At 70.1% G+C, this 22,377-nt stretch carries 27 protein-coding genes; 12 read left to right on the top strand and 15 right to left on the bottom strand.

Annotated elements, in window-relative coordinates; translation table 11 throughout:
* Positions 1–57: 57 nt before the first annotated feature.
* The 7 genes from E1286_RS20405 (at position 58) to pknB (ending at position 8,926) form a co-directional block, all read left to right on the top strand.
* Positions 58–798, top strand: coding sequence for an FHA domain-containing protein (locus E1286_RS20405; protein WP_091081864.1), 741 nt, complete (start codon positions 58–60; stop codon positions 796–798).
* 17 nt (positions 799–815) lie between these two features.
* Positions 816–1,289 (top strand): FHA domain-containing protein FhaB/FipA, encoded by a 474-nt coding sequence (locus tag E1286_RS20410; RefSeq protein WP_132614841.1) that lies wholly within the window; start codon positions 816–818, stop codon positions 1,287–1,289.
* Positions 1,286–2,596 carry a Stp1/IreP family PP2C-type Ser/Thr phosphatase gene (locus E1286_RS51315; RefSeq protein WP_132614843.1) on the top strand — a complete coding sequence of 437 codons (1,311 nt, stop codon included), beginning with the start codon at positions 1,286–1,288 and terminating at the stop codon, positions 2,594–2,596. The genes E1286_RS20410 and E1286_RS51315 overlap by 4 nt, the downstream gene beginning before the upstream one ends.
* Complete coding sequence (locus tag E1286_RS20420; protein ID WP_132614845.1) at positions 2,597–3,991, top strand: FtsW/RodA/SpoVE family cell cycle protein; 1,395 nt, start codon at positions 2,597–2,599, stop codon at positions 3,989–3,991.
* Positions 3,988–5,448 carry a peptidoglycan D,D-transpeptidase FtsI family protein gene (locus tag E1286_RS20425; protein WP_132614847.1) on the top strand — a complete coding sequence of 487 codons (1,461 nt, stop codon included), beginning with the start codon at positions 3,988–3,990 and terminating at the stop codon, positions 5,446–5,448. Before E1286_RS20420 ends, E1286_RS20425 begins: the two co-directional genes overlap by 4 nt.
* A gap of 21 nt (positions 5,449–5,469) precedes the next feature.
* A complete protein-coding gene (locus E1286_RS20430) occupies positions 5,470–6,972 on the top strand; it encodes a serine/threonine-protein kinase (protein ID WP_132614849.1) in 1,503 nt (500 codons plus the stop codon).
* Positions 6,973–7,054: 82 nt separating this feature from the next.
* Entirely contained in the window at positions 7,055–8,926 is a 1,872-nt protein-coding gene (gene pknB / locus E1286_RS20435; RefSeq protein ID WP_132614851.1) for a Stk1 family PASTA domain-containing Ser/Thr kinase, read from the top strand.
* Positions 8,927–9,072: 146 nt separating this feature from the next.
* Here the strand turns inward: pknB and E1286_RS20440 are convergent, their stop codons facing one another.
* From E1286_RS20440 to E1286_RS20445, 3 genes are read right to left on the bottom strand one after another with little or no spacing between them, the layout of a single operon-like run.
* Complete coding sequence (locus E1286_RS20440) at positions 9,073–9,645, bottom strand: anthranilate synthase component II (protein WP_132614853.1); 573 nt, start codon at positions 9,643–9,645, stop codon at positions 9,073–9,075.
* Positions 9,642–9,800 carry a hypothetical protein gene (locus tag E1286_RS47915; protein ID WP_165969814.1) on the bottom strand — a complete coding sequence of 53 codons (159 nt, stop codon included), beginning with the start codon at positions 9,798–9,800 and terminating at the stop codon, positions 9,642–9,644. Before E1286_RS47915 ends, E1286_RS20440 begins: the two co-directional genes overlap by 4 nt.
* 1 nt (position 9,801) lies before the next feature.
* Positions 9,802–10,425 (bottom strand): class E sortase, encoded by a 624-nt coding sequence (locus E1286_RS20445; RefSeq protein WP_132614855.1) that lies wholly within the window; start codon positions 10,423–10,425, stop codon positions 9,802–9,804.
* A 145-nt stretch (positions 10,426–10,570) separates the two neighbouring features.
* Here E1286_RS20445 and E1286_RS20450 point away from each other — a divergent pair, with 145 nt between their 5' ends.
* Complete coding sequence (locus E1286_RS20450) at positions 10,571–10,816, top strand: cell division protein CrgA (RefSeq protein WP_132614857.1); 246 nt, start codon at positions 10,571–10,573, stop codon at positions 10,814–10,816.
* Between the two features lie 38 nt (positions 10,817–10,854).
* Here E1286_RS20450 and E1286_RS20455 read toward each other — a convergent pair whose 3' ends face one another.
* Positions 10,855–11,715: a rhomboid family intramembrane serine protease gene (locus E1286_RS20455; protein ID WP_132614859.1), complete on the bottom strand. Its 861-nt coding sequence runs from the start codon at positions 11,713–11,715 to the stop codon at positions 10,855–10,857.
* A 98-nt stretch (positions 11,716–11,813) separates the two neighbouring features.
* The gene (locus E1286_RS20460; protein ID WP_132614861.1) at positions 11,814–12,350 is read right to left on the bottom strand and encodes a peptidylprolyl isomerase; all 537 of its coding nucleotides are present in this window, start codon (positions 12,348–12,350) and stop codon (positions 11,814–11,816) included.
* 220 nt (positions 12,351–12,570) lie between these two features.
* Between E1286_RS20460 and E1286_RS20465 the strand changes: the two genes are divergently transcribed.
* Positions 12,571–13,008, top strand: coding sequence for a hypothetical protein (locus E1286_RS20465; protein ID WP_132614863.1), 438 nt, complete (start codon positions 12,571–12,573; stop codon positions 13,006–13,008).
* 51 nt (positions 13,009–13,059) lie between these two features.
* On the opposite strand, the gene E1286_RS20470 is transcribed toward E1286_RS20465, so the two are convergent.
* The 4 genes from E1286_RS20470 to E1286_RS20485 all read right to left on the bottom strand — a co-directional run bounded on the left by E1286_RS20470 (position 13,060) and on the right by E1286_RS20485 (position 15,304).
* Complete coding sequence (locus E1286_RS20470; RefSeq protein ID WP_132614865.1) at positions 13,060–13,380, bottom strand: hypothetical protein; 321 nt, start codon at positions 13,378–13,380, stop codon at positions 13,060–13,062.
* Positions 13,377–13,754 carry an SgcJ/EcaC family oxidoreductase gene (locus E1286_RS20475; protein WP_132614867.1) on the bottom strand — a complete coding sequence of 126 codons (378 nt, stop codon included), beginning with the start codon at positions 13,752–13,754 and terminating at the stop codon, positions 13,377–13,379. The genes E1286_RS20470 and E1286_RS20475 overlap by 4 nt, the downstream gene beginning before the upstream one ends.
* 109 nt (positions 13,755–13,863) lie before the next feature.
* Entirely contained in the window at positions 13,864–14,436 is a 573-nt protein-coding gene (locus E1286_RS20480) for a PadR family transcriptional regulator (RefSeq protein WP_132614869.1), read from the bottom strand.
* Positions 14,437–14,506: 70 nt separating this feature from the next.
* The gene (locus E1286_RS20485; RefSeq protein WP_165969815.1) at positions 14,507–15,304 is read right to left on the bottom strand and encodes an MBL fold metallo-hydrolase; all 798 of its coding nucleotides are present in this window, start codon (positions 15,302–15,304) and stop codon (positions 14,507–14,509) included.
* A gap of 30 nt (positions 15,305–15,334) precedes the next feature.
* On the opposite strand from E1286_RS20485, the gene E1286_RS20490 reads away from it, so the two are divergent.
* A complete protein-coding gene (locus E1286_RS20490) occupies positions 15,335–15,766 on the top strand; it encodes a VOC family protein (protein ID WP_132614873.1) in 432 nt (143 codons plus the stop codon).
* On the opposite strand, the gene E1286_RS20495 is transcribed toward E1286_RS20490, so the two are convergent.
* From E1286_RS20495 to E1286_RS20505, 4 genes are read right to left on the bottom strand one after another with little or no spacing between them, the layout of a single operon-like run.
* The gene (locus E1286_RS20495; protein WP_223190154.1) at positions 15,767–16,408 is read right to left on the bottom strand and encodes a response regulator; all 642 of its coding nucleotides are present in this window, start codon (positions 16,406–16,408) and stop codon (positions 15,767–15,769) included.
* A gap of 16 nt (positions 16,409–16,424) precedes the next feature.
* Positions 16,425–17,591 (bottom strand): sensor histidine kinase, encoded by a 1,167-nt coding sequence (locus E1286_RS20500; protein WP_132614875.1) that lies wholly within the window; start codon positions 17,589–17,591, stop codon positions 16,425–16,427.
* A gap of 9 nt (positions 17,592–17,600) precedes the next feature.
* Complete coding sequence (locus E1286_RS47920) at positions 17,601–17,867, bottom strand: hypothetical protein (RefSeq protein WP_165969816.1); 267 nt, start codon at positions 17,865–17,867, stop codon at positions 17,601–17,603.
* A 21-nt stretch (positions 17,868–17,888) separates the two neighbouring features.
* Positions 17,889–19,697 (bottom strand): flavin-containing monooxygenase, encoded by a 1,809-nt coding sequence (locus E1286_RS20505; protein WP_132614877.1) that lies wholly within the window; start codon positions 19,695–19,697, stop codon positions 17,889–17,891.
* Between the two features lie 89 nt (positions 19,698–19,786).
* On the opposite strand from E1286_RS20505, the gene E1286_RS20510 reads away from it, so the two are divergent.
* Together E1286_RS20510 and E1286_RS20515 are read left to right on the top strand one after the other, a co-directional pair.
* Positions 19,787–20,074 (top strand): DUF6939 family protein, encoded by a 288-nt coding sequence (locus E1286_RS20510; RefSeq protein WP_187368191.1) that lies wholly within the window; start codon positions 19,787–19,789, stop codon positions 20,072–20,074.
* A gap of 56 nt (positions 20,075–20,130) precedes the next feature.
* On the top strand, positions 20,131–21,471 hold the full coding sequence (locus E1286_RS20515) for a hypothetical protein (RefSeq protein WP_132614879.1): 1,341 nt from the start codon (positions 20,131–20,133) through the stop codon (positions 21,469–21,471).
* Between the two features lie 2 nt (positions 21,472–21,473).
* Here E1286_RS20515 and E1286_RS20520 read toward each other — a convergent pair whose 3' ends face one another.
* Positions 21,474–21,920, bottom strand: a complete 447-nt coding sequence (locus E1286_RS20520; protein ID WP_132614881.1) for a protein-tyrosine phosphatase family protein — start codon at positions 21,918–21,920, stop codon at positions 21,474–21,476.
* A 234-nt stretch (positions 21,921–22,154) separates the two neighbouring features.
* Positions 22,155–22,377: cadmium resistance transporter (locus E1286_RS20525; protein WP_187368192.1), on the bottom strand; the 223-nt coding region annotated here is incomplete at its 5' end.

Consider the following 22,377-nt stretch of genomic DNA (forward strand, 5'->3'; position numbering starts at 1 on the left):
GGGCGCCGGACGCGTCTGGGGGCCGCGATCATATGCACGGAGGAAGGGAGGTACCCGGTGGGAGTCCTTCAGCGCTTCGAGCGAAGGCTCGAAGGCTTGGTTGAGGGGGCCTTTGCGCGGGCGTTCAAATCTGACCTTCAGCCGGTCGAGGTCGCCAGCGCGGTTCAGCGGGAGATGGATGAGCGTGCGGCAATCGTGGCTCAGGGTCGCACGCTCGTGCCCAACGACTTCGTGGTCGAGCTGTCCACGACCGACAGCGAGAGGCTCGAGGTCTACGCCGACAGCATCAGCCACGAACTGGCCAACCTCGCCAGGGAGTACGCCAAGGAACAGGGCTACTCCTTCGTGGGACCGGTCCGGGTTCGCTTCGAGACGGCCGGCGACCTGGCTGTGGGCTTGTTCCGCATCCGGTCGGGGGTCATCCGCGGCGCGACGGTCGAGCAGGACGAGATCCGCCAGCCGGCGAGCGACCTGCCACCGTCGAGGCCTAACGCTTTCAACGGGCGGCCGCGGCTGCTCGTCTCCACTCAGGACGATCCGCAGGGCGACCGCTCCTACGAGCTCACCACTCCGGTGACCTTGCTCGGCAGGGGCACCGACTGCGATCTTCGTCTCGTCGATCCGGGAGTCTCGCGGCACCATGCGGAGCTGCGCGTCGAGGGCCAGACGGTGGCCCTGGTCGATCTCGGATCCACGAACGGCACTTTCGTCAATGGCCAGCCGGTACGCAGGATCGAGCTCCAGAACGGCACGCGAGTGACTCTGGGACGCACGACTCTGGTGTTCCGGCGCGATTAGGGGTAGACAAACGGTCCATGTCCGAGCTCACGCTGCTGCTGATCCGGCTCGCTTTCCTGGCGGTGCTGTGGTTTTTCGTCATTGCCGCAGTCGGCGTGATCCGGACTGACTTGTTCGGCTCACGCACGGCTCCCGCGGCGGGTGCCCGCAAAACGGGGAAACCCGCCAAACCCGTGGCCAAGCCCAAGAGCAAGAAGGGCGAGCCACGCCAGCTCATCGTTACCGGTGGCCCTCTGCAGGGCACCACCATTAACCTCACGGAGCAGCCCATCACCATAGGCCGGGCCAACGACGCCACGCTGGTAGTCACGGACGACTACGCTTCCAGCCGGCATGCCCGGCTCTTTCCCCAGGACGGTCAGTGGATCGTGGAAGATCTCGGTTCGACCAACGGCACGTATCTCGACCGCTCGAAAGTCACCCGCCCGACCCCGGTGCCGCTCGGTGTTCCGATCCGCGTCGGCAAGACAGTCATTGAATTGCGCAAATGACCATCGCACTCCGCTACGCCGCCCGCTCGGACGTCGGCCTCCTCCGCGAAGGAAACGAGGACTCGGCGTACGCTAGCGGCCGCCTGCTCGCCGTCGCCGACGGCATGGGCGGGCACGCACACGGCGAGGTGGCGAGCTCTGTCGCCATCGCCGCCATGGCCTCTCTGGAAGAGGCCCAACAGGGGGGTGACCTGCTCAACGCCATCGAGGCAGCGGTACGCGACGCCAACCGCAGGCTGCACGAAATGGTGGGGCGGGATCCCAGCCTCAAAGGCATGGGCACGACTCTCACGGCCATGCTCTGGAACGGCACCCAGGTCGCCCTGGTGCACGTCGGCGACTCGCGCGCCTACCTGCTCAGGCGCGGGGAGCTCTACCAGATAACCCATGACCACACGCTGGTGCAGCAGCTCGTCGACGACGGGCGCATCACGCCGGAAGAAGCCGCCACGCATCCGCAGCGTTCGATCCTGCTGCGCGCGCTCGACGGCAGCGGTGAGGTCGATCCCGACCTGACGCTGCGCGAGGCGCAGGTGGGGGACCGCTACCTGCTGTGCTCCGACGGATTGTCGGGCGTGGTGAGCGCGGAGACGCTGCACGCCACGCTGACCAACATCGACGATCCGGAAGAGGTGGTCCGCCAGCTCATCGACCTGGCGAACCGAGGTGGCGGTCCCGACAACATCACCTGCGTGCTGGCCGACGTCCTGGAGATCAGTGATGGGCAGCAGGTGCCCGCCGAGGCCGCCGTCGTCGGCGCCGCGGGCATGGCCCGGCTGCACGGAAACCCGCAGGAGACCCAGCCGGGGCGAGCAAGCGCGGTGACCGCACCCCAGCCGGTGCTCACCGACGACGACGATGACCTGGACGAGCCGGTCGCCAAGACGTCCCGGCGGCCGGTCAAGCGTCGTCGCCTGTGGCCCGTCCTGGTCACCGTGCTCGGAATCGGCATCGTCGGCATCGGCGCCGGCGGTTACTTTGGATACCAGTGGACGCAGGACCAGTTCTTCGTCGGTGCTAGGGGCGACGAGGTGGTCGTGTTCCAGGGGATCAAGAAGGAGGTGGGGCCGTTCCAGCTCTTCGAGGTCTCCGAGCCCACGGGCAGGCAGCTCTCCCAGCTGTCGGAGGCGGACCAGGCGCTGATCAGGAGCGGCATCCCCGTCACCACCGTCGACGAAGGGCTGACAAGGATCAACAGCTTGAAGTTCCAGGATGAGCCCGACGAAGCAGAGACCGCCGCGGAGCCGGACGCGTCACCCACGCCCTCGGCGTCCGCTTCCGCCACGAAGACGAAACAGCAGCAGTAGATGAGCGAAGTCGCTGTCTCCCCCGTCCCGATGCCGGCCAAGCGGCGCGGGGCCCAGCTGCTCATGCTCGCGCTCGCGGTGGCCATCGTCATGGGCGCCTACGCCAACGTGGGGCTGGCGATCGACGGCCAGATCCCGTCGGGCATGCTGACGTACGGGCTGAGCCTGGGCGGGCTGATGCTGGCCGCCTACCTCGTGCTGGCGAAGTTCGCGCCGTGGGCGGATCCGCTGATCCTGCCGCTGGTGACGGTGGTCAACGGGCTCGGCCTGGTGATGATCTATCGGCTGTCGGAGTCCGACTCCGGAACCGGCAGGCTGTCCTCTCCCAACAACCAGCTGCTGTGGACGCTCGTCGGCATCGTGCTGTTCAGCCTCACGCTGATCTTCCTGCGCGACCACCGCGCCCTGCAGCGGCTGACCTACACCGCCGGCGCGGTGGGGCTGTTCCTGCTGGTCTCGCCGTTGATCCCGTTCATCGGTCGTGAGCTCAACGGCGCCCGCATCTGGATCGGCGTCCCGGGCGTGCAGGCGGCCCAGATCCAGCCGGCCGAGTTCGCCAAGCTGGCGCTGGTCGTCTTCTTCGCCGGCTACCTGGTGGCCAAGCGCGACGTGCTCGCGCTCGCCAGCCGCCGGCTGCTCTTCATCGACCTGCCGCGGGCCCGTGACCTCGGCCCGGTGCTCATCATCTGGGGCGTCAGCCTCGGCGTCCTGGTGATGCAGAAGGACCTGGGCTCCTCGCTGCTGCTCTTCGGCACGTTCATCGCGATGCTCTACATCGCGACCCAGCGCAGCTCGTGGGTCATCATCGGCGTCCTGCTCTTCGTGGGCGGCGCGATCCTGGCCGGCATGGTCTTCGACCACGTCTACCAGCGCTTCGAGGTCTTCCTCAACCCCGCGGATGACGAGCTGTTCCGGAGGGTCGGCGGCAGCGAGCAGCTCATGCAGGGGCTGTTCGCCCTGGGCTCCGGCGGCATTCTCGGCACGGGGCTCGGCCAGGGGCACCCCGAGCTGATCCCGCTGGCGTTCTCCGACTTCATCTTCAGCGCGATCGGCGAGGAGCTCGGGCTGACCGGGCTGATGGCGCTGCTGATGGTCTACGCGCTGATCGTCGAGCGGGGCCTGCGCACCGCGCTCGCGGCCCGCGACCCGTTCTCCAAGCTGCTGGCGGGCGGCCTGTCGTTCATCCTGGCCTGGCAGGTCTTCATCATCGTCGGCGGCGTGACGAACCTCATTCCGCTGACCGGCCTGGTCACGCCGTTCATGTCGCAGGGCGGCTCGGCGTTGCTGGCTAACTGGATCCTTATCGCCCTCTTGGTACGCATGTCAGACGCGGCCAGGCGTCCCCCGCCACAAGCGATCCAGAACGAAGGACTGACACAGGTGTTCCAGCGATGAATCGCACTCTGAAGCGCATAGCCGTGGCCTGCCTGGCCATGTTCGCCCTGCTGATGGTCAACGTGAACATCAAGCAGGCGGTGCAGGCGGAGGATCTGCGGACGGACGCGCGCAACACCCGTAACTTCTTCGAGCGTTACGCCATCGAGCGTGGCCGCATCACGGCGGGCGGCAAGGTGGTCGCGCAGTCCGTCGAGACCGACAGCAAGAGCTTCAGGTTCGTCAGGCAGTACCCCGACGCCAAGCTCTACGCCCACGTCACCGGGTTCTTCTCGCCCGAGAGCGCGAGCGCGATCGAGGCGTCCGAGAACGACCTGCTCGACGGCTCCAGCGCCGACCTGCTGCTGCGGCGGAGCATCGACCTGTTCACCGGCGAGCCGACCAAGGGCGCCAACGTCGATCTCACGATCGACCCGCGGGCGCAGAAGGCCGCCTACGACGCGCTGCGCGCGAGCGGCAAGCGGGGCGCGGTGCTGGCGCTCGACCCGAGGAACGGCGCGATCCGCGCGATGGTCTCGCTGCCGACGTACGACCCGACCGAGCTGTCCGGGACCAACAAGAGCGAGGTCTTCTCGCGCTACGACGAGTTGGCGCAGGACAAGAGCCAGCCGCTGCTCAACCGGGCGATCGGGCAGACGTACCCGCCGGGGTCGACGTTCAAGGTGGTGACGACGGCGGCGTTCCTGGAGGAGGACTCCTCGCGCGGGCCGCAGACCAACGTGGACGCGCCACAGAACCTGCCGCTGCCCAACACCACCATCAGCCTGCCCAACTACGGCGGCTCGGCCTGCGGCAGCGGCCGGGTGACGCTGGTGTACGCGCTTGAGCAGTCCTGCAACACGCCGTTCGGCAAGATCGGCATGGAGGTCGGCTTCGACGCACTGAAGGAGCAGACCGAGAAGTTCGGCATGGGCACGCAGATCGGCGTGCCGATGTCGGTGGCGCAGAGCGACTTCGGCACCGACTACGACGACGCCGCCCTGGCCATGGCCTCCATCGGCCAGCGCGACAACCGCATGACGCCGCTGCAGATGGCCATGATCGCCGCGGGCATCGCCAACGACGGCACGGTGATGAAGCCGTATCTCGTCAACAAGATCACTGACGCCAAGGGCGACACGATCGACGAGGCCGACCCCGAGGAGCTGTCGGAGGCCGTCAGCTCCGAGACGGCCGGCAAGCTGCGCGACATGATGGTGAGCGTCGTCGCCAACGGCACTGCCAACCTGGCGCAGATCCCAGGCGTCCAAGTAGCGGGCAAGACGGGCACCGCGGAGACCAGCAACGGACAGCCTCCGCACGCCTGGTTCATCTCCTTCGCGCCCGCGAACGACCCGCAGGTGGCCATCGCGGTCATCGTCGAGTCCGGTGCGGCCAACGTCGGCGCGGAGGCGACCGGCGGTCACACCGCCGCGCCGATCGCGAAGGCCGTGATGGAGGCGGTGCTGAACAAGTGAGTGAAGGTAACCTGCCGGGTCATGCGGCTTCGTAACCGCTACCTTCTGATCTCCCGCATCGCCGCCGGCGGTATGGGAGAGGTGTGGCGCGCCCGGGACGAGCTGCTCGGGCGCGAGGTGGCGGTGAAGATCCTGCGCAGCCACATCCACGCCGACCCCACGTTCCTGGAGCGGTTCCGCAACGAGGCGCGCATCACCGCGGCGCTGGCCGACCCCGGGGTGGCGCAGATCTTCGACTACGGCGAGGAGAGAGACCTCGCCTTCCTCGTCATGGAGCTCGTGCACGGCGAGCCGCTGTCGGCCATCCTGGCGCGCAACGGCGCCCTGGGGGCCGAGGTGGCGCTCGACGTGGTGCACCAGACGGCCAAGGCGCTGCACGCCGCTCACTCGGCCGGCATCATCCACCGCGACATCAAGCCGGGCAACCTGCTGGTGACGCCCGACGGCGTCATCAAGGTGACCGACTTCGGCATCGCGCGGGCTTTGGAGGCGGCGCCGGTGACGCAGACCGGCACCGTCCTCGGCACCGCGCAGTACGTCAGCCCTGAGCAGGCCCAGGGGTTTCCGCTCACCCCCGCCACCGACCTCTATTCGCTGGGCGTGGTGGCGTACGAGTGCCTGTCGGGGCGGGCGCCGTTCCAGGGCGACAACCAGGTGGCGATCGCGCTGCAGCACCTCAACGAGCCGCCGCCGCCTCTGGGCGTCGACGTGCCGGGGCCGGTGCGCGAGCTCGTGCTGGCGCTGCTGGCCAAGGAGCCGGGGCAGCGCCCGCCCACGGCGCTCGCCGTGGCCGGCAGGGCGTACGTGTTGCGGGAGTCGCTGGCCGAACGGGGCGCCGACCTCAGCATGTTCACCGACCCCGGCGGCTTCCGGGTCCGAGAGCCCGGCCCCGGCGGGGTTCTGGGGCGCGAGCCCGACTCCGGAGGGGTTCTGGGGCGCGAGCCCGGCTCCGGGGGGTTTCTGGGGCGCGAGCCCGATTCCGGAGGGTTTCTGGGGCGCGAGCCCGGCTCCGGGGGTTTCCGGGTCCGCGAGCCCGACCTCGGCGACGAGCAGGAGACCGACAACCTCGAACCGGCCACCACGCTGCACCAGCAGGCGGGCGGCCGGCGTCGCAGGGGCGCGAGGACCCTCGCGCTGGTGGCCACGGCGGGCTGCGCGGCGGCGGTGGGGCTGTCGGCTATCACCTTCGCGAACCCGCAGCCGCCGCCCAGGCCGCCCGATGTGGCGGAGCCGTCGGAGTCGAAGGTGGTGCGGACGCCCGATCAGGTGCGGCCGACGAAGACCAGGGCACGGACTCGGCGCCCCGCGGTGGTTCCGGTGAAGTCGCCGAAGCCTATACCCTCGCGTTCGGCTACGGTAAGCAAGTCGGCAACTCCCACCAAGAAGCCGACGCCGACCCCGGCGCCGCCCACCCGGACCCCTACACCCACTCCGACACCGACGCCCACGACGACACCGACAACTCCGACACCTACCGCCTCGCCGGACCCGGGTGACACAAACCCGCCCAAGGAGGAGACGTGATGCGCCATGGGGTCGATGATGGACACCGGCGGCCCCCCGCGCGGCCGGTACCCAAGATGAACGGTAAGGGACAGTGCAGGAAATGACTCAGCCTCGGCTACTCGGAGGTCGTTACGAGCTCGACGGTGTCGTCGGGCGCGGCGGCATGGCCGAGGTGTATCGCGCCCGAGACATCCGGCTGGACCGCATAGTCGCGATCAAAACCCTCCGCTCCGACCTGGCGCGCGACCACACCTTCCAGGCCCGGTTCCGCCGTGAGGCGCAGTCCGCCGCCTCCCTGAACCACCCGGCCGTGGTCGCGGTCTACGACACCGGTGAGGACGTCACCGACGGCACCCCCGTGCCGTACATCGTGATGGAGTACGTCGACGGCCGGACGCTGCGCGACCTGCTGCGCCAGGATCGGCGGCTGTTGCCCGAGCGTGCGGTGGAGCTGGTCGACGGCATTCTGCGGGCGCTCGACTACAGCCACCGCGGCGGCATCGTGCACCGTGACATCAAGCCGGCCAACGTGATGATCACGCGCGCGGGCGACGTCAAGGTGATGGACTTCGGCATCGCGCGCGCGATGGCCGACTCCGCGGCCACGATGACGCAGACCGCGCAGGTGATAGGCACCGCCCAGTACCTCTCGCCGGAGCAGGCGCGCGGCGAGCGGGTCGACGCGCGCAGCGACATCTACTCCACCGGCTGCGTCCTGTACGAGCTGCTGACCGGCCAGCCGCCGTTCACCGGCGACTCCCCGGTCGCGATCGCCTACCAGCACGTCCGCGAGGAGCCGATCCCGCCGTCCCAGATCGACCCCGAGATCCCGGCGTGGGCCGACGCCATCGTGCTCAAGGCCATGGCCAAGGATCCGGCGCATCGCTACCAGAACGCGGGCGAGATGCGCGCCGACATCCAGCGGGCGATGTCCGGCATGCCGGTCGACGCCCAGACGATGGCGATGACGGGCAACTACGGCCAGGGCACGCGCACGATGAACGCGGCGCAGATCCCGATGCCCACGGGCCCGGCCACGCAGCGCACCACCGCGGTCCCGCCGTACGAGTACGACGACGAGGGCGGCGGGCGCGGCGGCCGGCGGCGGGCGTCCGGCGGCGGTGGCGGCAACGCCGTCAAGACCGCGCTGTGGATCATCATCCCGCTGCTGATCATCGGTGGCTTCATCACGGCCGGTTACCTGGTGTTCGGCAACAAGGACACCCCTGTCGACACGGCGGTGACGATCCCGCAGCTCGAGACGCAGGAGCGCGCCTTCGCCGAGGAGCAGCTGAAGAACCTCGGCCTCACCGTCCAGGTGGTGCAGGAGGCGAGCTCCGAGGTCGAGAAGGGCATCGTCATCCGGACCGACCCGGCCGCGAACACCAAGGTCGCCAAGGGCGATCCGGTCAAGCTCGTGGTCTCCAGCGGCCCCAAGAAGGTCGAGGTGCCCGACGGGCTCGTCGGCATGCCACAGGCCGACGCGATGGCCCAGCTGGAGGAGGCGGGCCTGCAGGGCACGGTCAAGACGCGTACGTCGTCCAAGACCCAGGGCACGGTCATCGCCACCGACCCGAAGGCCGGCGAGGAGATCGAGGAGGGCGGCACGGTCACCCTCTTCGTGCCGAAGCAGCTGAGCGAGGTGCCGAGCGTCGTCGGGCTCACCGTCGAGGACGCCACCAGCCAGATCAAGGGCGCGGGCTTCAAGACGCGGGTGTCGCCGCAGCCGAGCGACCAGCCCGAGGGCACGGTCATCCAGCAGAACCCGCCCGAGGGCACTACGCAGCAGCCCGGCACGACGATCACCATCGTGGTGTCCACCGGCCCCGAGGACACCGCGCCGCCGCCCACGAGCGACTTCCCGACGGAAGGGGAGCCCGACTTCCCGCCGGACGACCAGCAGCCGGACTTCCCGCCGGACGAGGAGGAGACGCCGCCGAGCGACGACAACCCGATCGGCGACGGCTTCTGATGACCCGCTGACCGGCACGAAAAGGGCCGCCCGCCCCCGCGAGGGGGTGGGCGGCCCTTTTCGTACGGCGAATGAAAGAACGCCCCCGCCGCTCGGGGGCAACGGCGGGGACGCTCACCTGTACGTCGCTCGCGGGGGGAGGTTTGTTACAGGATTCGTCGCAGCCAATTTCCGAGCAACCGGTGTCCGTGTTCGGACAGGACCGACTCGGGGTGGAACTGGACGCCCTCGACGGGGGCCAGGCGGTGCCGCAGGCCCATGACCACGCCGTCGCCGGTGCGGGCGGTCACCTCCAGCACGTCGGGCACCGTCTCGGGCCGTACGGCCAGTGAGTGGTAGCGGGTCATCCGCACGGGCGAGGGCAGTCCTTCGAAGACGCTCTTGCCGTCGTGGTCGACGGCGCTCGTCTGCCCGTGGAAGAGCTCGGGCGCGCGGGAGACGGTGGCGCCGTACGCGACGGCGATGGCCTGGTGGCCCAGGCAGACGCCGAGCAGCGGCAGGCCGGTCGCGGCGGCGTGGTGGACGAGGGGGACGCTCACACCGGCCGCCTCGGGAGTGCCGGGGCCGGGGCTGACGAGGACGCCGTCGAAGCCGTCGGCGTCGCTCACGCGCACGTCGTCGCGCGGGCGCACGTCGCAGTCGGCGCCCAGCTCGCGCAGGTACTGGACGATCGTGTGGACGAAGCTGTCGTGGTTGTCCACGACCAGCACGCGGGTCATGTGCGTAGGGTCACCTCGTCGAGCGTCACCGCGGGCTCCAGGAGCGGGAACACCACGTACCACAGTACGGCCCCCACGGCGGCGACCAGAACGGCGGCCGTGAGGATCCTGGTGGGCGGGCGGCCGGGCAGCTTGCGCCAGATCCAGAGATACATGTCACTCCTTGCGCGGTTCGGTCTCCTTGAGCACGCCGTAGACGAGCAGGCGTTCGGCGGCGGAGTACTCGGGGTGGCAGGTCAGCAACGTGATGAAGGCGCGGATGGGGTGGATGTCCGGCTTGCCGGGCACGGGGGCGAGCACCTCGACCTCGTCGGGGGTCACGACGTCCTGGGAGGTCACGCGGTAGGTGTAGCGGGCCTCGCGGGCCTCGATGATGATCTCGTCGTCGCGTTCGAGCTCGTCGATCTCGTTGAACGGCGCCGCGTACGTGGTGCGGTGGCCCGACAGGACGAAGTTGCCGATCTGGCCGGGCAGGGCGGTGTCGGGGTGGTGGCCGGGGCCCTTCTTGAGCTGCTCGGTGCCGACGCCCTCGACCACGGCGTACTCGTAGTCGTGGCCCAGCTTGGGGATGCGCAGCAGGGCGACGGCCGAGCCGAGCTCGATCCGGTCCAGGCGCCCGGCCTCGGCGGCCGCCCTCTTCTCCGCCAGCTCCCGCTGCAGCAGCAGCTGCTGGCTCCGGGTGTAGGACCCGGTGCCCCAGAGCAGGTAGGCGCAGAACAGCATCAGGATCAGGCCCGCGGTGATGCTCGTCTCCCCCACGGCCCGCAGCATGACCCGCATTCGATCAGGGTATGCGGGCAGTACGCGGCCACCCGGGGATCGCCATGTCATGCGCGTGGCGACTATCCTGGGCCACGCTTGAATTACGCTTAACGAAGAGCCTGTGGACGATCCGGATGCCCAGGCCCTCAGCAGGAGTTACCCAGTGCCCAAGTCCAAGGTTCGCAAGAAGCCGGTCTACACCCCGCCGGCGAAGTCGCAGCAGGTCAAGGTCAGCCCGCGCTGGCTCGCCCCCACGATGGTCGTGTCGTGGATCATCGGCATCCTGTGGATTTCGATCTACTACGTCGCCCCGCAGGCGCCCCTTCTCGGCGACCTCCAGAACTGGAACCTGCTCATCGGGTTTGTTTTCATCATCTTCGGTGTGGTGCTTTCCACCCGCTGGCGTTAGTTCTTTCCACAGTCTTTTCCACAGGCTGGGGAAGAAGCTCAGCTCAGCATGCTGAGAATCGCTGGGACGCGGACCAGGACGAGCACCACCAGAAGGGCCAGCGCTCCAGCGATCGCCAGCGTCTGCCACAGGGCCCTGTTGGCCTTGGGCGCGTAGGCGAGCGCTGCGGCGAGCCCGGCTCCGACGACCAGGCCGCCGATGTGGCCGGTCCAGCTGATGCCCGGCACGAGGAAGGTGATCACCAGGTTGATCACGATGAGCACGGCGATGCCGCGTACGTCGAGGTTGAGTCGTCGGCCGACCACGAAGATCGCGCCGAACAGGCCGAAGATGGCGCCGGACGCGCCCACCGAGGGCTGGGTGATCGGATCGAGCCAGAGGCCGAGCACCGAGCCGCCGAGCGCGCTGATCAGGTAGAGGGCCACGTAGCGGACGTGGCCGAAGGCACGTTCGAGGTAGGGGCCGACGACGTAGAGGGCCCAGGAGTTGAACAGGATGTGGAAGACCCCGCCGTGCACGAACGCGGCGGAGATCAGCCGGTAGTACTGGTCGAGCGCGGCCACGCCGGCCGGCCACATCGCGAGCTCGGCGCTGACCCGGTCGCCCGTCAGGTATTGCGCGCCGAAGACCAGCACGTTGATGACCAGGATGGCGTACGTCACGTAGGGCGTGCGGACGACATTGCCGCCGAAGGTGGACCTGGCCTGGCGCAGGCCGCGGTTGCCCTCGGCCACGCACTCGGGGCACTGGAAGCCGACCGCGGCGTCGCGCATGCAGTCGGGGCAGATGGGCCGCTCGCACCGCTGGCAGCGGACCCAGGTCTCCCTGTCGGGGTGGCGGAAGCAGGTCGGCGTCGCCTCAGCGGGCTGTGGGGGCGGGCTCGGCGGCTGGCTGGTCATGACCGAAGCCTATGGCGTACGGGGGCGTGCTGCGTGTTCCGCGCGCGCCGGCCCGCCACGCCCCTGGCGCAGGGGCGCGGCGGGCCGGAAGGGGCGTGTCAGCCCTGGACGCGGTCGATGGTGACCGACTCGATGACGACGTCCTCCATCGGGCGGTCGCGGCCGTCGGTGCGCGTCTTCGCGATCGTGTCGACGACGTCCTGGCCCTCGACCACCTCACCGAAGATGGTGTGCTTGCCGTTGAGGTGGGGCGTGGGCGTGACCGTGATGAAGAACTGCGAGCCGTTGGTGCCCTTGCCGAAGCGGATGCCGGCGTTGGCCATGGCCAGCAGGTAGGGCCGGTTGAACCAGAGCTCGGGGTGAATCTCGTCGTCGAACTCGTACCCCGGGCCGCCGATGCCCTGGCCGAGCGGGTCACCGCCCTGGATCATGAAGCCGGGGATGACGCGGTGGAAGATCGTCCCGTCGTAGTAGCGGCCCGAGCTCTTCTCGCCGGTGCCCGGGTGCGTCCACTCGCGCGTGCCCTCCGCCAGTTCGACGAAGTTGCGCACGGTCTTCGGCGCCTTGGTGGGAAAGAGCTCGACCTTGATCGTGCCGTGATTGGTCTGCAGGTTTGCGATCAGCTTCTCAGCCACGAGACAGCTGCCCCCCTCTATATACAGGGTTGAAATATGGTGTTTTGAGGACTATGGCGCTCTGGCCTACCCGGCCATCCTCCCATGAGTCGCCATGATTGAGCCGCCTTGTCCAGGGAAGGTCAGGCTCGGGGCCCCAACGACAGGGGAGGTTGTCGTGTCCCTGACACAAAGAAGAGGCCGCGTGGTCATCGAGGTTCCGGCCACGTGGATGGGTCGCATGAAGACCCGGGCCGTCCAGACCGGCCATCGAATGGCGCCCATGGCGGACCAGGCCAGAACGGCCGCCGCCCAGCGCTTGGAAGAGGCCCGCTACTGGGCCGCGCCGCGGCTGGAGTCCGCGGCTTACGGGTTCGAGCACGAGGTCGCGCCGAAGGTCAGCACGATGCTGACGGACGCGGCCAGGAGGATCGATCCCACCCCCGCACGGTCACGGCGATGGCCGATGTTCGCTCTGCTGACCGGCCTCGCGGTCGGGACGATGGGCTACATGTTCTACCGCCGTAATGCCCAGCAGTGGACCGAGCACATGAAGGACTCCGCCTCTGATGCGTCGCGCTGGGTCAATGAGAAGACCGGCCAGACAACGGAGTCCACGGACCGGATGGCGACCAACGTGTCACCCAAGGCGGATGAGGCATCTCGCAAGATGTCGTGATTTCGCCTGGGAAGCGCGCCCCCGACGGACCGGGGGCGCGCTTCGTTGTCCTCAGGCGCGTATGTCCCTCTCGATGCGGGTCAGTCCCTCCTCGAACGCCGCGCGCGTACGGTCGGCGAAGCCGATGAAGAAGCGGTTGGCGAGCGGGACGCCCCAGCGCATCCACCGGGCCACGTCGTAGACGCGGTGCACCACGCGCGTGCCCTCGGGGTCGGGCTCTACCGACCATTCGCCCCGGTACCACCAGCCGCCCTGGTAGGCGATGGTGTGGTCGCCGGCGACCGTCCAGCCCGGATTGCCGTTCACCAGGGCGCGCCAGACCTGCTCGACGGGCGCCGCGACGACCCCCGTGACCTCCGTGATCAGTTTCATGGCCGGCTCACCCGGGTGTTCTGGAACGAGGCGAAGCGCCAGCCGTCCGGGGCGCGTACGGCGGTGAGGGTGATCACGGAGTCGCGGCTCGGGTCGGGGACGCCGTCCACGGAGGAGCCGCCGCGGGTGACCACCAGGGCGACGTCGGCCGCCAGCGGCCTGATCCGCGGCTGCGCGCCGCCCTCCGCCAGCTTGATCGGTGTCCTGAACAGCTGACGGTGGGCGTCCTCGATGGCCTGCCTGCCCTTCAGGTGCAGGCCGAAGAACGTGATGTAGTCGGCGTCCTCGGTGAACAGCCCGGCGTAACCGGCGGCGTCGCCGGCGTTCCAGGTCTCCGTCATCCGCTCCAGCAGGCGGACGATCTCAGCGGACATGCGCAGCGTTCCTTTCGTCGCGGCGCCTATCCTGTGAAGGCGAGTTCGGGCAGGGCAGGCGCCTTGTTCGATTGCGGCCGCCGGGGTGTTGGCGCACCCCGGCGGCCTTTCACATCTCGACCGTGACCTCCCAGTCGAGCTCTCCCTTGTCGAGGCGGTCGAGCACCCCTCTGATCCAGTCGAGCTCGGCCGTGCAGAGCGCCCGTTCGGCCTCGACCTCCAGCGTGAGGATCGCCGGCAGGCCCTCGTCGGCGAGGGCGCGCATGTGGGCCTCCATCCCGGCCACGAGCCCTTCGATCGTGGCCGCGCGGGCGCGCAGGGCGCGCTGCGCCTCGGGCAGCGGCAGGCAGCCGATGAGCGAGACCGCCGCCACGAACACGCGCCGGTCGGGGTCCGGGTTCTCCAGCAGCTGCCGCAGCCGGGCGCGCAGTTCCGCGCGGCCCTCGTCGGTGATCTCGTAGACCGTGCGCTCGGGCCTGCGGCCCTCGCGGCCGGTGCCGGCGGGGGCGATCAGCTCGTCCCCAGCCAGGCGTTCGACCGCGTGGTAGAGGCTGCGCGGCAGGCCGGTGATGTAGTCCTTGTGCGTGTCGAGGATGAAACGGTGCAGCTCGTAGGGGTGGCTGGCGCGGACGCTGAGCAGGGCCAGCACGGTCAGGCCGACCAGGTCGTGGCGTCTCGCCATAGCGCCTCCTTCTATATTGCAAAACGCACTATATGAGGATGCGCCGCCCCTGTCGAGGGTTCGGTGGTGGTCAGGCGTCGAGCTGGCGGAAGGCCCGGACGATGGCCTGCTGGGAGATGTCCTCCGCGTACGGGAACCGGCCGATCAGGTCGCGCAGGCCCTCGACGTGGGCGCGTTTGGCCAGGTCGGCGACCAGGGCCAGCTCGTCGTGCTGCGCCCACGCGTACGCCCGGTCCACGACCGCGCCGTGGCCCGGCACGATCACGTCCTCGGGCATCTCGGCCAGCATCGCCGCGAGGGTGGCCGGCCAGTCCAGCGGGTAGGAGTCGGCGAACGCCGGCGGCGCCCCCTCCTCCACCAGGTCACCGGCGAACACCACGCCCGCGTCCGGCACGTGCACGACCACGTCGTTGCTGCTGTGCCCGAGCCCGAAGTGACGCAGGTGGACCATCCGGCCGCCGATGTCGAGGCTCGCCGTGACCGCGAACGTCTGGTCGGGCGGCACGATGGTGACCTCTTCCAGCTCCTCACGCCGCTCGGGGCGGTATTCGATCATGTTGGCGCGCTGCTGCTCGCCGTGCGACTCCAGCTCCTCGGCGCACCGGACGTGGCCCCAGATCTCGGCGGGGCGGAAGAGCGCGTTGCCGAAGCAGTGGTCGAAGTGGGCGTGGCTGTTGACGACCGTCCATGGGCCGGGGGTGATGGTCCTGACCGCCTCGATGAGGTCGGCCGCCTCCCGGTGCGAGCTGCGGGTGTCGATCACCAGGCAGTGTCCGTCGTCGCCGACGACCAGCCCCGTGTTCATGTCGAACGACCGGTGCCGTCGGACGTAGACCCGGTCGCCGACCTCGTGCCACGTGTCGTACATGCTAACGAACCATACTTTTAGGATCGGTCTATGGCATATGACTTCCAGGTCGTCATCGACACCGGTGACCCTCATCCGCTGGCCGACTGGTGGGCCGACGCGCTCGGCTGGCGTGTGGAGCCACAGGATGAGGCGCTCATCCGGGAGATGATCGAGAAGGGTTACGCCGGTGACGACGACACGACCGTGCACAACGGCGCGCTGGTGTGGAAGTCGGGCGCGGCCATCCGGCACCCCGACGGCCTCGAACGCGCTCCGCGCGTGCTGTTCCAACTCGTGCCCGAGCCCAAGCAGGTCAAGAACCGCGTACACCTCGACATCCGGGTCGGCGCGGGCAAGATCGACGACGAGGTCGCGCGGCTGACCGCCAAGGGCGCGAAGGAGCTGCACCGCGGTCGCCAGGGGCCCAACTGGTGGGTCACCCTCGCCGACCCCGAGGGCAACGAGTTCTGCCTGTCCTGATCAGCCCCGCAGGTACGCCAGCACCGCCAGCACCCTGCGATGCCCGTCGGCCGCGGGCGGCAGATCGAGCTTCGTGAAGATGTTGGCGATGTGCTTGGCCACGGCCGCGTCGGTGACGTAGAGCTCCTTGGCGATCGAGGCGTTCGACCGGCCCTCGGCGATCAGGCCGAGCACCTCCTGCTCGCGCGGGGTGAGCCGGGCCAGCGGGTCGCGCCGGCGGCGCAGGAGCTGCCGCACCACCTCGGGGTCGACGACCGTGCCGCCGGCGGCCACGCGGTCGAGGGCCTCGACGAACTCGCGTACGTCGCCGATGCGGTCTTTCAGCAGGTAGCCGATGCCCGCGCCGGCGCCCGACCCCAGCAGCTCGGCGGCGTACGTCTGCTCGACGTACTGGCTGAGGACGAGCACCGCCAGGTCGGGGTGGCGTTCGCGCAGCTCCAGGGCCGCCCGAAGCCCTTCGTCGGTGAAGCCGGGCGGCATGCGCACGTCGGTCACCACGGCGTCCGGCCGGTGCTCGGCGACGGCCTCGACCAGGGCGGGCGCGTCGCCGACCGAGGCCACGACGGTGTGGCCGAAGCGCTCCAGCAGCCCGACGAGGCCCTCCCGGAGCAGGACGGCGTCCTCGGCGATCACCACGCGCACGGGCTCTCCTCCTTCGTCACGGGCACGGGATCTCCATCCGGACGCGGGTCGGCCCGCCCGCCGGGCTCGACAGGGACAGTCTTCCGTCCACCACGGCCAGCCGGTCGGCCAGCCCGGTCAGCCCCGTTCCCTTGCCCGGATCGGCGCCGCCGACGCCGTCGTCGCGTACCTCGACGACCAGCGTGCCGCGCTCGGCGCGGCCGGTGACGGCGGCGCGGGTCGCCCGGCTGTGCTTGGCGACGTTCGCGAGGGCCTCGCTGACGACGTAGTACGCGGTCACCTCGACCGGGGCGGGCAACCGGCCGGGCAGCTCGACGTCCACGTCCACGGGGACGGGCGAGCGTCCGGCCACGTCGTGGACCGCGGCGGCCAGGCCCCGGTCGGTGAGCACCTGGGAGTGCACGCCCCTGATGAGCTCGCGCAGCTCGGCCAGCGCCTGCTTGGCCTCGTCGTGCGCCCGCCCGACCAGCCGTCCCACGGGCGTGTCGTCCGGCAGGTCCAGCCGGGCCATGCCGAGCGACATCGACAGCGAGACCAGCCGCTGCTGGGCGCCGTCGTGCAGGTCACGCTCGATCCTGCGGCGTTCCATCTCGAACGCGTCCACCAGCCGCGCCCGCGAGCGCAGCACCTCGGCCAGCTCGGAGCTCTGCGGCGCCAGCATCGCCCGCGCCATCGCCCCCCGCGCCCCGCCCCACGCGGTGATCGTGTACGCGGCCACCGGCAGCAGCAGCACGCCCGCGACGCAGGAAGCGACGCTGACGATCGCGACGATGTCGGTCTGCACGACCGGGGTGAGGATCAGCAGGAGCGGCCCGATGACCGTGAACGCCAGCATGATCAGGTCGATCCACCACATGGCGAGCACGGTCATGACCGCCAGCCCGGCCTCGCGCCTGCGCCTGTCGGGCGCTTGCGGCACCGGCACGCCGTCCACCAGGCGCAGGCGCAGCCGTTCGAAGCGGGCGACGAGCGGGATCGACAGGGCCAGCACCACGAGGCCGGCGAGCACGCCGAGCGGCAGGGCGACGAGCCCGGCGCGCACCGCGGCGGCGGCGGTCAGCACCGCGGCCACCCCGGGCACGACGCTGGCCAGCAGGTACGCCGCACTCCGCCAGGGCCACGCCGAACCGAGGAACGGTAGAGGGCGCCTGGTCAGGGCTTCCAACGCTGTCCTGTCGCGCACGTTGCGACGCTATCCGCCGGCGGTCGGGCCTGGCAGTAGTGCTAGGTGGAGGTTTCCCGGTAAGCCGCGCACCGGGGGCACGTCGTCGGATTCATCCCCGAGCGGTCGGTTCGTGCTGCTGGTCTCTCTTCTGTCGATGTGGCCCGCGCCGGCGGCCGGGTCGGCGACCTCCGCGAGCGGCCGGCCGAGTCGCGACTCGAAGCACTCGAACCCGGACTGCCGCGCCACCAGGGCCGCCACCTCGTGCAGCAGCCCTCCCCCGGCGCGCCTCCTCACCGTGGGTCCGGTACCGGACCCTCAGGTCCCGATTTCTCCGGAACGGAAGGCGAGGCCGTCGAAGTCGCCCGAGCGCCGCCATTGGTCGATGTAGCCGAAATAGGCCATCGCGCCGTGCGGGTAGCCGACGTTGAGGCGGCCCTTGAGTCCCGGGTCGCGGCCTTCGTTGTTGTAGTAGCCGGGGGTGCAGTCGGGGGAGCCAAGGAGCGGGCCGGCGCCCGACAACAGCAGCTCGACCCAGGCGTCCTCGGCCTCCTTGGTGGGCTCGACCTCGGCGTACCCGTGGTCGAGGGCGTGCCTGACGGTGACGGCGATGGTCCTGCCCGCCTCCGTCAGGTTGTGCGGGATGTTGGAGATCAGGTTGGCGCCCTGTGTCGGCTGGACGATGAAGGCGTTCGGGAAGCCGTGCACGTGGACGCCGTGCAGCGTGCGCATGCCGTCCGCCCAGTGCTCCGACAGCCTGAGCCCGCCGCGCCCCACCAGGTCGTAGCCGGCCCGCCGGGTGTAGTCGGTGCCGACCTCGAAGCCCGAGGCGTAGATGACGCAGTCGACCTCGTACTCCCGGCCGGCCGCCACCACGCCCTTCTCGGTGATGCGCTCCACGCCCTTGCCGTCGGTGTCGACCAGGTGGGTGCCCGGCACGTTGAACGCCTGGAGGTATTCGTCGTGGAAGCAGGGCCGCTTGCACAGCTGGCGGTACCAGGCCTTGAGCCGGCGCGCGGTGTCGGGGTCGCGGACGACGGCGTCCACACGGGCGCGGATCTCCTCCATCTTCTCGAAGTCGGCGTCCTCGAAGGCGGCCAGCATCGTCTCCTGGCTCAGCTCCGCGCGCGGGATGCCTCTGATGCGGGAGCGGAAGCGGCGGGCGATGTCGGTCCAGCCGTCCATGACCAGGTCCTCGTCGGCCAGGCCGCCCGCCTGGTTGGCGGTGAAGTTCTCCAGCCAGCGCTGCTGCCAGCCGGGCGTCGCGGTGACCTCGGCGAACCACTGCGGGTCGATGGGGCGGTTGTCGCGCACGTCCACCGACGAGGGGGTGCGCTGGAAGACGTACAGCTCCTGGCAGGCGCGCGCGAGGTGCGGCACACATTGGACGGCCGTCGCGCCCGTGCCGATGATGGCCACCCGCTTGTCGGCCAGCCGGCCCAGCGGAGCCCCGGAGGGGTCGCCGCCCGTGTACGCGTAGTCCCAGCGGCTGGTGTGGAACGCATGCCCCTGGAAGGAGTCGAGGCCCGGGATGCCGGGGAGTTTCGGCACGTGCAGGGGGCCGATGCCCATGGCGACGAACTGGGCGGTGAACGCGTCGCCGCGGTTGGTCCTGATCGTCCAGCGGGAGCGCGCCTCGTCCCAGGTGAGGTCGAGGACCTCGGTGTGGAAGAGCGCGTTGTCGTACAGGCCGTAGTGCTTGCCGATGCGGCGGCAGTGTTCGAGGATCTCGGGGCCGTGCGCGTACTTCTCGGTCGGCATGTGGCCGGTCTCTTCCAGCAGCGGCATGTACACGAACGACGCCGTGTCGCACTGCGCGCCCGGGTAGCGGTTCCAGTACCAGGTGCCGCCGAAGTCGCCGCCCTTCTCGACGATGCGCACGTCCTCGACGCCGGCCTCCTTCAGCCGCGCCCCGGTGACCAGCCCCGCGAACCCGCCGCCGATGAACGCGACCGTCACGTGGTCGGTCTTCGGGGCGCGCTCGGTCACCGGCGTGTACGGGTCGTCCAGGTAGTGCGCGAAGCGGCCGGTGAGGCGGATGTACTGGTCGTTTCCGTCCGGGCGCAGCCGCTTGTCGCGCTCCTCGCGGTATTTCCTGTGCAGTGCCTCTTTGTCGACAGTGGCCATGCAATCCCTCCGAGCTCGGGGGCGGGCTGCTCGCGCAATTTCAGAATGTCATTCGGAATTCCCTTCGGACAAGCCTTCGGATTCTGTCGGTGGCGGTCGGCATCATGAGCGCCGTGCGCATCCACCTCGCCGGCCGCCGGCGCTCCGCGGCCTCGCTCGCCAGGGAGTTCCCCGGGGCGGTCGTCATCGACGTGACGTCGAGGGCGGAGCAGCCATGGGTGCGGCTGAGCCCGTTCTACCCCCACGGCGACATCCCGGTGCCGGGCGGCCCCGGCCTCACCGGGCAGTCGCTGGAGGGCATCTGCCAGGCGCGACGTCGCCGACCTGACGACGCCGCTTTCGCACGCGGCTCTCGTCCGGCTTCACCTGCTGGGTGAGCGATACAGCCACTATTGTGGTGGCCCGTCCTGAGATGTCACGAGGAAGCGGATTCATGGTGGCCCACCGCGCGCTGGTCATCGCCATGGTGCCCGCTGTCGGGCTGCGCGTGCTCGCCGTGCTCGGCTTCCCTCCGGCCATCCTGTTCTACGGCGACTCCTTCGCCTTCCTGAGCGAGGAGCTGAAGCCGGGCACGACCCGGCCGTCCGGCTACTCACTGCTGCTGGCGCTGCTGCGCCCCGCCCACAGCCTGACGCTGGTGACCGTCCTTCAGCATCTGCTCATGCTGGGCCTCGCGGTGGCGATCTACGCGCTGCTGCGCCGCCGCGGCCTGCCGGGCTGGGGGGCGACGCTGCTGGTCACGCCGCTGCTGTACGACGAGTTCCTGATCCTGCTGGAACACATGATCATGGCGGACGCGATCTTCATCGTGCTCGTCACGGCCGCGGTCGTCCTGCTCGTCTGGCGCGTCTCGCCCGCGACGGCCGCCACCGGCGGCATGCTGCTGGGCCTGGCCGGCATCACCAGGACGGTCGGCCTGCCACTGCTCATCCTGGCCGCCGTCTACCTGCTGGTCCGGCGCTACGGCTGGCGTCCGCTGGTGGCGCTGCTGGTCGCCGGGGCGATCCCGCTGGGCGCGTACGCCACGTGGACGAAGGCCGAGAAGGGCAAGTTCGCGCTGACCGAGGCCGACGGGAACTTCCTGTGGTCGCGGACCATGAGCTTCGCCGACTGCGACGTGATCAAGCCGCCCGAGCGTCTCGCCGTGCTCTGCCCCGACATGCCGGTCGAGCAGCGGCCGTACCCGCCTCACTGGTTGTGGGAGAGCTTCTCGCCGCTGCTCAAGGTGCCGGGCACGGCCCGTCGCAACGAGCTCGCCGGGGAGTTCGCCCGGGAGGCCATCCTCGCCCAGCCGGGCGGCTACCTGGGGGCGGTCGCGACCGACCTCACGCAGCTGCTGCGCTGGGAGCGCACGGCTCCCGACGAGAAGACCCCGTACAAGTTCCCCTCCTCCGAGCGGCCCATCAACGAGTCGGTGCGGGGCGTGGCGGAGTCGTACGAGGCGGGGCCGGCCGCGACGCGGGTGGTGGAGCCGTTCGCCGGGTGGCTGCGGGCCTACCAGCGCTTCGGCTACGTGCCGTTCCCGCTGCTCACGCTGGCCCTGGTGGGGACACTGGTCGCCGCCCTGGCCAGGCGGCGGTGGGACGCGCTGCTGCCGGGTCTGGCCGCGCTCGCGCTCGTCGCCTCGCCGCCGTTCCTGGCCGCCTTCGACGTCCGGTACGTGATCCCGGCGATCCCGCTGATCTGCCTGGCCGTGGGGCTGACGCTGGGCGGGCGTGCGCCCGCTGCGGGCAGGCACACTGCCGACAAGGCCGAGACGGTCGACGTGGGCTGACCTTACCGACGGTCGAGCGCACGCCCGAAACGGCCGACGAACCGCCGCTGCCACGGGGTCTCGACGGCGTGCGGGGAGTAGTGCTCCCGTACGTACGCCACCGCCTCGTCGTTCGGCACGCCGTCGAGCACGGCGATGCAGGCCAGGGCGGTGCCGGTGCGGCCGCGCCCCCCGTGGCAGGCGACCTCGACGCGCTCGCTCTCGGCGCGCTCCCACGCCTCGCGCAGTGCCCGGGTGGCCTCCTCGCGGTCGGAGGGCAGCCGGAAGTCGGGCCAGCGCACCCAGCGGTGCTCCCACTTCGCCTCGGGTGGCCGCTTGCCCAGCAGGTAGAGGGCGAAGGCCGGAAGCGGGCCGTCGGGGAGGGGGTGGCCGAGGCCACGGCCGCGGACGAGACGGCCGGAGGGCAGGCGCAGCACCCCCGCCGCAGTGGGCTCCCAAAGTGCGCTCATGCTCGGGAGCGTAGCCTTCCGGCCGGGGCTCGTCCCGGGGTGATCGCTCAGAGCCGAAGCCGCCGCCTCCTCCCGGGGTGTGCGGGCGTTCAGCGGCCGGAGGCCCTCGACTCGGATGTTCAGCCGTTCAGAGACCGGAGGCGCGGCCCTCGACCCGGATGCCGAGGCGTTCTGAGGCGAGAGGCGTTTCTGAGGCGAGAGGCGTTTCTGAGGCGAGAGGCGTTTCTGAGGCGTTCAGAGGCCGAAGGCGCCGCCCTCGACGAGGATCAGCACGCCGAGTGCGATCAGGACGACCGGCAGCAGGATGTGACCCCAGCGGCTCAGCGCGCGCGCCACGAACGGCCGGGTGGCGAAGAACCTGCCCGCCAGGCACCAGACGGCGATCAGCACCAGGAAGACCGCCGCGTACACGGCCACGTCGCCGAGCCCGCCGGCGGAGGTGGCGAAGACCTGTCTC

It is taken from the genome of Nonomuraea terrae (assembly GCF_004348995.1).
In the GTDB taxonomy this organism is placed as follows: Bacteria; Actinomycetota; Actinomycetes; order Streptosporangiales; family Streptosporangiaceae; genus Nonomuraea; species Nonomuraea terrae.

Excerpts from the sequence above, each read along its gene's own strand:
- E1286_RS20410 (WP_132614841.1), top strand. The coding sequence starts at position 816 with ATGTCCGAGCTCACGCTGCTGCTGATCCGGCTCGCTTTCCTGGCGGTG.
- E1286_RS51315 (WP_132614843.1), top strand. The coding sequence starts at position 1,286 with ATGACCATCGCACTCCGCTACGCCGCCCGCTCGGACGTCGGCCTCCTC.
- E1286_RS20420 (WP_132614845.1), top strand. The coding sequence starts at position 2,597 with ATGAGCGAAGTCGCTGTCTCCCCCGTCCCGATGCCGGCCAAGCGGCGC.
- E1286_RS20425 (WP_132614847.1), top strand. The coding sequence starts at position 3,988 with ATGAATCGCACTCTGAAGCGCATAGCCGTGGCCTGCCTGGCCATGTTC.
- E1286_RS20430 (WP_132614849.1), top strand. The coding sequence starts at position 5,470 with ATGCGGCTTCGTAACCGCTACCTTCTGATCTCCCGCATCGCCGCCGGC.
- pknB (WP_132614851.1), top strand. The coding sequence starts at position 7,055 with ATGACTCAGCCTCGGCTACTCGGAGGTCGTTACGAGCTCGACGGTGTC.
- E1286_RS20440 (WP_132614853.1), bottom strand. The coding sequence starts at position 9,645 with ATGACCCGCGTGCTGGTCGTGGACAACCACGACAGCTTCGTCCACACG.
- E1286_RS47915 (WP_165969814.1), bottom strand. The coding sequence starts at position 9,800 with ATGTATCTCTGGATCTGGCGCAAGCTGCCCGGCCGCCCGCCCACCAGG.
- E1286_RS20445 (WP_132614855.1), bottom strand. The coding sequence starts at position 10,425 with ATGCGGGTCATGCTGCGGGCCGTGGGGGAGACGAGCATCACCGCGGGC.
- E1286_RS20455 (WP_132614859.1), bottom strand. The coding sequence starts at position 11,715 with ATGACCAGCCAGCCGCCGAGCCCGCCCCCACAGCCCGCTGAGGCGACG.
- E1286_RS20465 (WP_132614863.1), top strand. The coding sequence starts at position 12,571 with ATGAAGACCCGGGCCGTCCAGACCGGCCATCGAATGGCGCCCATGGCG.
- E1286_RS20470 (WP_132614865.1), bottom strand. The coding sequence starts at position 13,380 with ATGAAACTGATCACGGAGGTCACGGGGGTCGTCGCGGCGCCCGTCGAG.
- E1286_RS20475 (WP_132614867.1), bottom strand. The coding sequence starts at position 13,754 with ATGTCCGCTGAGATCGTCCGCCTGCTGGAGCGGATGACGGAGACCTGG.
- E1286_RS20480 (WP_132614869.1), bottom strand. The coding sequence starts at position 14,436 with ATGGCGAGACGCCACGACCTGGTCGGCCTGACCGTGCTGGCCCTGCTC.
- E1286_RS20485 (WP_165969815.1), bottom strand. The coding sequence starts at position 15,304 with ATGTACGACACGTGGCACGAGGTCGGCGACCGGGTCTACGTCCGACGG.
- E1286_RS20490 (WP_132614873.1), top strand. The coding sequence starts at position 15,335 with ATGGCATATGACTTCCAGGTCGTCATCGACACCGGTGACCCTCATCCG.
- E1286_RS20505 (WP_132614877.1), bottom strand. The coding sequence starts at position 19,697 with ATGGCCACTGTCGACAAAGAGGCACTGCACAGGAAATACCGCGAGGAG.
- E1286_RS20515 (WP_132614879.1), top strand. The coding sequence starts at position 20,131 with ATGGTGGCCCACCGCGCGCTGGTCATCGCCATGGTGCCCGCTGTCGGG.
- E1286_RS20520 (WP_132614881.1), bottom strand. The coding sequence starts at position 21,920 with ATGAGCGCACTTTGGGAGCCCACTGCGGCGGGGGTGCTGCGCCTGCCC.